Here is a 7,703-nt window from a genome sequence, read left to right as displayed (position 1 = left end):
TGTTAAGCACGCCGCCAGCGTTCGTCCTGAGCCAGGATCAAACTCTCCGTGAATGTATGCCGGTCATCCGGCGAAACACCACGAGAGCGGAACCATCGACCGGAATAAGACCGATGGTTCACAGCGTCCTCGCTGTGCGCCTGCCGGACCAATGCCCGGCAGGACTTTTTCAAAGGAACCTCCACCCACCACATAATGCGATGGACGGGGTATCAACATATCTGGCGTTGATTTTTGGCACGCTGTTGAGTTCTCAAGGAACGGACGCTTCCTTCGTACTCACCCGAGATAATCTCTCGTGGCTTTCCTCCGGGCGCTTCCCTTCGGTGTTTCCAACCTTACCAGATCCGCTTCCCGTTCCGTTTCCGGTCGGAATTCATTTCTGGTGGCCAGTTGGTAGGCCTTTGCCTATTCGATTGCCTTGTGGCTTTCTTTCGGCGAGTCCGACTTTATCAGAAGTTTTTGACCGGCCTGACCGGCCACTCGTTCCTGATTTATCGGGAAGTGCTTCACCGGAACCGAATTCCAGGAAGCTGACAGATGCTAAACCGCCACCACCGAGCTTGTCCAGCTCTAGGCAACTGTTCGAATCTACCTCCCCACACGTCCCGTGTCAACGGTTTTCGTGGGGCGAAGAGGAGACTAGCAGCTCAGCCGACGTGCCTGCACATCAGGCGGCGGTCGGTACGGAGGCGCTGCGTTCGGCTTCCTCGACGTCGCCCGTCTCACCGGCCCGCGCCGCGCGACCGCCCAGGATGTAGACGTACGCGAGGAAGAGCAGTTCGGCGGCTATGCCGATGCCGATGCGGGCCCACGTCGGGAGGCCGGACGGGGTGACGAAGCCTTCGATGGCGCCCGAGACGAAGAGGACCAGGGCCAGGCCTATCGCCATGCCCAGGGCGGCTCGGCCCTCCTCGGCGAGGGCGGATCGGCGGCTGCGGGGGCCGGGGTCGATGACGGTCCACCCGAGGCGTAGTCCCGTACCGGCCGCTACGAAGACGGCGGTCAGCTCCAGGAGGCCGTGCGGGAGGATCAGGCCGAGGAAGGTGTCGAGGCGGCCGGCCGAGGACATCAGGCCGATGCCCACGCCCACGTTGAGCATGTTCTGGAAGAGGATCCAGACGACCGGCAGGCAGAGGAAGGCGCCGAGTACCAGGCACATCGCGGCGGCCTGGGCGTTGTTCGTCCATACCTGGGCGGCGAAGGACGTCGCCGGATGGCTCGAGTAGTAGGTCTCGTACTCGCCGCCTGGGCGGGTGAGCTCCCGTAGGTCGCTCGGGGCCGCGATCGAGGACTGGACCTCCGGGTGGGTGCCGATCCACCACCCCAGGAGGATGGCGACCGCCGTGGAGAGCAGCGCGGTGGGGACCCACCAGTGGCGTGAGCGGTAGACCGCTGCGGGGAAACCGTGCGTGAGGAAGCGAGTGACATCGCGCCAGGAGGCGCGGCGGGTGCCTGTCACCGCACTATGCGCGCGTGCCACCAGTTGACTGAGGCGGCCGGTGAGCTGGGGGTCCGGGGCGCTCGACTGGATCAGGGAGAGATGGGTCGCCGTGCGCTGGTAGAGGGCGACGAGTTCGTCGGCCTCCGTGCCGGTGAGGCGCCTCTGGCGTCCGAGGAGTGCGTCGAGCCGGTCCCATTCGGCTCGGTGGGCGGACACGAAGACGTCGAGGTCCATCGGGTTGGCTGCTCCTCGGCTGCTCGTCGTGTGGTCAGCTTGTCGCACTGCGGCGCGATGTGCCCTCAGCTTGGCAGACTGGCTGTCCTCAGGGCAGTTCGGGGAAGGACGGCGGGCGTGAGTGAGCTTGTGACGGGCGAGGCGGTGGCGCTGGAGTTGCGCCCCGCGAAGCTGCCGAGCCGGGTGCTGGCCGTGGTGCTCGATCTGGCGGTGGCGGTGGCCGCCTATGTCGCGGTGACCATTGCCCTGGTGGCGTCCACGGCCGCGCTCGACGAGGCGGCGCAGATGGCGGTGTCGATCGCCGCGTTCATTCTTCTGCTGGTGGGCGGGCCGATCGCCGTGGAGACGCTCAGTCATGGGCGGTCGCTGGGAAAGCTGGCGTGCGGGCTGCGGGTGGTGCGGGACGACGGCGGGCCGATCCGGTTCCGGCACGCGCTGGTGCGTGGGGCCGTCGGCGTGGTCGAGATCCTGATGACGTTCGGTGTCGTGGCGTGCATCGCGTCTCTGGTGTCCGCGCGGGGGCGGCGGCTCGGGGATGTGTTCGCCGGCACTCTGGTCGTACGGGAACGGATTCCCGCCGGGCGTACGTCCTTCGTGCCTCCACCGCCGCCTTGGCTGGCGGGGCGGTTCTCCGGCCTTGATCTGTCCGGGGTACCGGATGCGCTGTGGCTGGCCGTACGGCAGTACCTGACGCGGATGCAGCAGCTGGATCCGCAGGTCGGCTGGGCGATGGCGGAGCGGCTCGCGGCCGATGTCGCGGAGCGCACCGGGGCTCCGGCGCCGCAGGGGGTGCCGCCGGCCGCGTATCTGGCGGCCGTGATGCAGGAACGGCAGGCTCGGGAGGCCCGGCGGGCGTTCGGTGGCGGGGCCGCTGCTGGTGGCCACGCCGCGGGCCGACAAGCGGCAGGCGCGCCCGGTATGCCGGCCACGCCAGGTACGAGCGGGCCCGCGATGCCGTACGGGACGGTGCCTTCCCCGGAATCGGCCTACCCCTCCTACCCGGCCCCACCGGCCTCACCGACCTCCGCCTACTCGGCTCCGACACCGGCCCCCGCCCCAGCACCGGCCCCGGCCTCGGCACCGACCCCACAGGACGCCGGCGCCGAGCGTCCCGCCACCGGCTTCGCCCCGCCCGCGTAGCTCCCGGGCTCCCCCTGCACCTTCGTCAGGCGAACGCCGACGGCGGTGACTCCAGGTCCTCCAACTCGATGCCGGGTGCGGAGAGGATCACGTCGCCGGAGAGGTGCACGGCGTGCTGCTCACCGGTGTCCAGGGCTGTGACCTGGTATTCCTCCACGGTCAGGGGGCCGTTGTCAGTGGCGTGTGTTTCTCTCGTGATCAGGGCCCAGGACTGGTCGAGGGTGCGCGGGGCGAGGACCGGGTCCGTGAAGGCGACGAGGCGTACACGCGTGGCGGAGGCATCGGGGGTGAGGCGCAGCAGACGTGCGGTGGCGATGAGGAACGCGGGGGATGTGCCGGTGAAGGCGTGGGCGCGGACATTGCCTTCGGTGGCGTGAACTCCCGTGGGGTCGGTGCGGACCCAGGTGACGCCGTCGAGGGCGGCGCCGCGGACCTGCCAGCCCGAGGCGTGCAGTTCGAGGCGGATGGGGCGGCCGAGGTCGTCGAGTGCGAGGTCGACGGAACCGGCGGGGTCGCCGGTGGGGGAGGTCAGTTGGGAGACGTAGCGCCAGCCGGAGGGGCCGGGCGCGCAGTGGAAGTGTTCTTCGGCGAGGGGGGTGTGGTCGTGCGGGTCATGGAGCGAATATCGGCCGCGGGGCATGGTGGCTCGGGTCCTCGTAGGGGGCAGGCCCCCGCCTGTGACGACGGGGGCCTGCTGACAACCGTTGGCTGAGCGCGCCGGGTTAGAGCCGGACTAGCGCCGGGTTCGGCTGCTCAGTAGCGGTAGTGGTCCGACTTGTACGGGCCCTCGACCTCTACGCCGATGTAGCTCGCCTGCTCCGGGCGGAGCGTCGTGAGCTTCACGCCGAGCGCGTCGAGGTGGAGGCGGGCGACCTTCTCGTCGAGGTGCTTGGGCAGCACGTAGACGTCGGTCGGGTACTCCTCGGGCTTGGTGAACAGCTCGATCTGGGCCAGGGTCTGGTCCGCGAACGAGTTGGACATCACGAACGACGGGTGGCCGGTCGCGTTGCCCAGGTTCAGCAGGCGGCCCTCGGAGAGGACGATGATCACCTTGCCGTCGGGGAACTTCCAGGTGTGGACCTGCGGCTTGACCTCGTCCTTGACGATGCCCGGGATCTTCGCCAGGCCGGCCATGTCGATCTCGTTGTCGAAGTGGCCGATGTTGCCCACGATCGCCTGGTGCTTCATCTTGGCCATGTCCGAGGCCATGATGATGTCCTTGTTGCCGGTCGTGGTGATGAAGATGTCGGCCTTGTCGACGACCTCGTCGAGCGTCGTGACCTGGTAGCCGTCCATCGCCGCCTGCAGTGCGCAGATCGGGTCGATCTCGGTGACGATCACGCGGGCGCCCTGGCCGCGCAGGGACTCCGCGCAGCCCTTGCCCACGTCGCCGTAGCCGAGGACGACCGCGGTCTTGCCGCCGATGAGGACGTCGGTGGCGCGGTTGATGCCGTCGATCAGGGAGTGGCGGCAGCCGTACTTGTTGTCGAACTTCGACTTGGTGACGGCGTCGTTCACGTTGATCGCCGGGAACAGGAGGGTGCCGTCGCGGTGCATCTCGTACAGGCGGTGGACGCCAGTGGTGGTCTCCTCGGTCACGCCGCGGATCTCCGAGGCGACCTGGGTCCACTTCTGCGAGCCGTTCGAGATCGTCCGGGTCAGGAGCCCCAGGACGACGCGGTGCTCGTCGGACTCGGCGGTGTCGAGGGACGGGACCTTGCCGGCCTTCTCGTACTCGACGCCCTTGTGGACGAGCATGGTGGCGTCACCGCCGTCGTCCAGGATCATGTTCGGGCCCCCGGTGGGGGTGTTCGGCCAGGTCAGCGCCTGCTCCGTGCACCACCAGTACTCCTCCAGCGTCTCGCCCTTCCAGGCGAAGACCGGGATGCCCTGGGGGTTGTCGGGCGTGCCGTTCGGGCCGACGGCGATGGCGGCGGCCGCGTGGTCCTGGGTGGAGAAGATGTTGCAGGACACCCAGCGGACCTCGGCGCCCAGGGCGACCAGGGTCTCGATCAGTACGGCGGTCTGCACGGTCATGTGCAGCGAGCCCATGATGCGGGCGCCGGCCAGCGGCTGGGAGGCGGCGAACTCCTTGCGGATCGACATCAGGCCGGGCATCTCGTGCTCGGCGAGGGTGATCTCCTTGCGACCGAAGTCGGCCAGGGAAAGGTCGGCGACCTTGAAGTCCTGTCGGTTGTCGACAGTGGTCATACGAGCTGCTCCTCGGGTTGGGCGAGGTCGGTGGGCTGGTCTGCGCGGCGGCGGGGCAGGACGTGCGTCCACGGGGCACACGAATGCCCGGTGCCTTGCGCAGCGCAGTCCGTCGGAGGCCCTCTCTCCCTCGGCCGGCCCGTACGGGGCCGCCCGACCGCCATCAGCAGCGACGTCTGGCTCGGTTACGAATCTACACCGATCGGCTCAGCGGGCCCCAGTCCGCCTCCGGACAGAAGGAAGCGGAGTCCGAGGGGCCGCCGGGCCGGGATCAGGAGCCAACAAGCCCGGACAATCCGGGACTTTCGAACTTTTGATCCTGTGCGGGGGCCTGTTGCAGGATGCCGGGGATCGGGACCATGTGCGCCAGCTCGCGGATCGCGATCCCCCACAACAAAGGCGTTAGGAGATCGACGTGACCAGTCCGGCCGGCCTTCCCCCCACGGGCGGCGGCAGTGGCGAGCGGCAGCGGTTGAAGCTGCTCGCCGTGACCGCCTGCCCGACCGGCATTGCCCACACCTACATGGCGGCCGAGAAGCTCTCGCAGGCGGCGGAGCGGCTCGGCGTCGACATCAAGGTAGAGACCCAGGGCTCGATCGGGGCCGAAAACGTACTCACTGACAACGATGTCAGAACCGCGGACGGCGTGATCATCGCCGCGGACAAGGATGTGGACCTGAGCCGGTTCGCCGGGAAGCGGATGGTGACGGTCGGCGTCGCCGAGGGAATCCACCACCCCGAGCGGCTGATCGAGCAGGTGCGGACCGCGCCCGTGCACGGCGGGGGTGGAAGCGGGACGAGTACGTCCTCGTCCACCGGCGGCGGTGGCGGTGGCGGCAGGGAGCGGAGCGTCGGGTACAAGGCGCTGATGAACGGCGTCAGTTACATGATCCCGTTCGTCGTGGTCGGCGGGCTGCTGATCGCGATCTCGCTGTCGCTCGGCGGGCACACCGATCCGTCCGGTGGCCTGGTCATCCCGAAGGACTCCTTCTGGATGGACGTCAACAACATCGGCGTCATCGGGTTCCAGCTGATGGTGCCGATCCTGTCCGGCTATATCGCGTACGCGATCGGGGACCGGCCCGCGCTGGTACCGGGCATGGTCGGCGGGTGGATCGCCAACACCGGTTCGCTGTACGACTCCGAGGCGGGCGCGGGCTTCATCGGGGCGATCGTGACCGGGTTCCTCGCCGGCTATCTGGTGCTGTGGATCAAGAAGGTCGAGGTGCCGAAGTTCGTCCGGCCGATCATGCCGATCATCGTGATCCCGATCGTGGCGACGACGGCGCTCGGGCTGTTCTTCATCTACGTGATCGGCGAGCCCATCTCCTGGGTCTTCGAGCATCTGACGGACTGGCTCGGCGGGATGACCGGGACCAGTGCGGTGCTGCTCGGCGCGATCCTGGGGCTGATGATCGCGTTCGACATGGGCGGGCCGGTCAACAAGACGGCGTTCCTGTTCGGTACGGGGCTCATCGCGACCGGCAACCAGGAGGTCATGGGCATGTGCGCGGCCGCGATCCCGGTGATGCCGCTCGGGCAGGGTCTCGCCACGCTGATCCGCAAGCGGCTCTACACCGAGCAGGAGCGTGAGACGGGTCTCGCCTCGCTGTTCATGGGGTTGTTCGGGATATCCGAGGGCGCCATCCCGTTCGCGGCCGCGCGGCCGGCGCAGGTCATCCCCGCCAACATGCTGGGCGGCGCGGTGGCCGGTGCGCTCGCGGGTCTGGCCGGGGTCGAGGACGCGGTTCCGCACGGCGGGCCGATCGTGGCGGTGCTGGGCGCCGTCAGCGGCGTACCGATGTTCTTCGTGGCCGTGGTGATCGGGACCGTGGTGACGGCCCTGACTACGGTCGCGCTCATCGATGTCAGTGAGCGCAGGCGGCGGGGGCGGTCGATGGCCGACGGGCTCGCGCCGCAGCCCGAACTCGCCCTCGCGGGCGCGGGAGTAGGCGCGGGCGCCGGGACTGCCACCGTTCACGCTCCCGCCCAGCGGACGGCATCGGCTCCGGCATCCACCGGTTCCACGGCCGATGCCTCCCCCGACACGTCCGCGGACCGATCCGCCGCCGGGTCCACAGACGCGTCCACAGACGTGTCCGCCAGTGCCTCGGACGACGAAGTCCTCTCCGGGTATCTCACCGCCCAGACCGTCAAGGTCCAGCTCGATTCCGGTGACAAGGAGTCCGCGATCCGGGAGATGGCGGGGCTGCTGGCCGCCACCGGGAAGGTCACGGACGTCGAGGAGTTGGTGGCGGCGGCGTTGCGGCGTGAGGAGCAGGGCACGACCGGGCTCGGCGAGGAGATCGCCATCCCGCATGCCAAGACCGATGCCGTGACGGCGCCCGTCGTCGGGTTCGCGCGGTCCGCGGAGGGCGTCGAGTGGGGTTCGCTCGACGGTACGAAGGCGAAGCTGGTCTTCATGATCTCCGTGCCCGAGGCCGCCGCCGGGGACGAGCATCTGCGCATCCTGGCGCTGCTGTCCCGGAAGTTGATGGACACCGGGTTCCGCGAGCGGCTGACGACGGCTCCCGACGAGGCGGCGGTTCTCGACGTGCTGCGCGAGATCCGGTAGCCGCTCGGATCCCGTCCGGGGTCTCGCACCTCTCGGAGGTGCGAGACCCCTCCCGTTCACCGGGACGCCCTACTCTCCGCACGCGCGGAAGTGCCGCGA

General features: G+C 68.8%; 5 protein-coding genes. 2 read left to right on the top strand and 3 right to left on the bottom strand.

The window, feature by feature from the left end; genetic code table 11:
- Positions 1-670 precede the first annotated feature (670 nt).
- On the bottom strand, positions 671-1,678 hold the full coding sequence (locus ACIBEI_RS38195) for a stage II sporulation protein M (RefSeq protein WP_398895117.1): 1,008 nt from the start codon (positions 1,676-1,678) through the stop codon (positions 671-673).
- Between the two features lie 117 nt (positions 1,679-1,795).
- On the opposite strand from ACIBEI_RS38195, the gene ACIBEI_RS38190 reads away from it, so the two are divergent.
- Entirely contained in the window at positions 1,796-2,818 is a 1,023-nt protein-coding gene (locus ACIBEI_RS38190) for an RDD family protein (RefSeq protein ID WP_398895116.1), read from the top strand.
- 25 nt (positions 2,819-2,843) lie between these two features.
- Here ACIBEI_RS38190 and ACIBEI_RS38185 read toward each other — a convergent pair whose 3' ends face one another.
- Entirely contained in the window at positions 2,844-3,458 is a 615-nt protein-coding gene (locus ACIBEI_RS38185; RefSeq protein ID WP_398895115.1) for a hypothetical protein, read from the bottom strand.
- Positions 3,459-3,571: 113 nt separating this feature from the next.
- Entirely contained in the window at positions 3,572-5,029 is a 1,458-nt protein-coding gene (gene ahcY / locus ACIBEI_RS38180) for an adenosylhomocysteinase (protein ID WP_392784108.1), read from the bottom strand.
- A gap of 415 nt (positions 5,030-5,444) precedes the next feature.
- Between ahcY and ACIBEI_RS38175 the strand changes: the two genes are divergently transcribed.
- The gene (locus ACIBEI_RS38175; protein WP_398895114.1) at positions 5,445-7,604 is read left to right on the top strand and encodes a fructose-specific PTS transporter subunit EIIC; all 2,160 of its coding nucleotides are present in this window, start codon (positions 5,445-5,447) and stop codon (positions 7,602-7,604) included.
- Positions 7,605-7,703 lie beyond the last annotated feature (99 nt).

It is taken from the genome of Streptomyces sp. NPDC050988, from assembly GCF_044456225.1.
Classification (GTDB): domain Bacteria; phylum Actinomycetota; class Actinomycetes; order Streptomycetales; family Streptomycetaceae; genus Streptomyces.
Note: the sequence above shows the minus strand (reverse complement) of the source record. Positions and strands in the feature narration are given on the sequence as shown.

Bases quoted from the DNA above. Each gene is read 5' to 3' on its own strand.
- ACIBEI_RS38195 (WP_398895117.1), bottom strand. From the start codon at position 1,678: ATGGACCTCGACGTCTTCGTGTCCGCCCACCGAGCCGAATGGGACCGG.
- ACIBEI_RS38185 (WP_398895115.1), bottom strand. From the start codon at position 3,458: ATGCCCCGCGGCCGATATTCGCTCCATGACCCGCACGACCACACCCCC.
- ahcY (WP_392784108.1), bottom strand. From the start codon at position 5,029: ATGACCACTGTCGACAACCGACAGGACTTCAAGGTCGCCGACCTTTCC.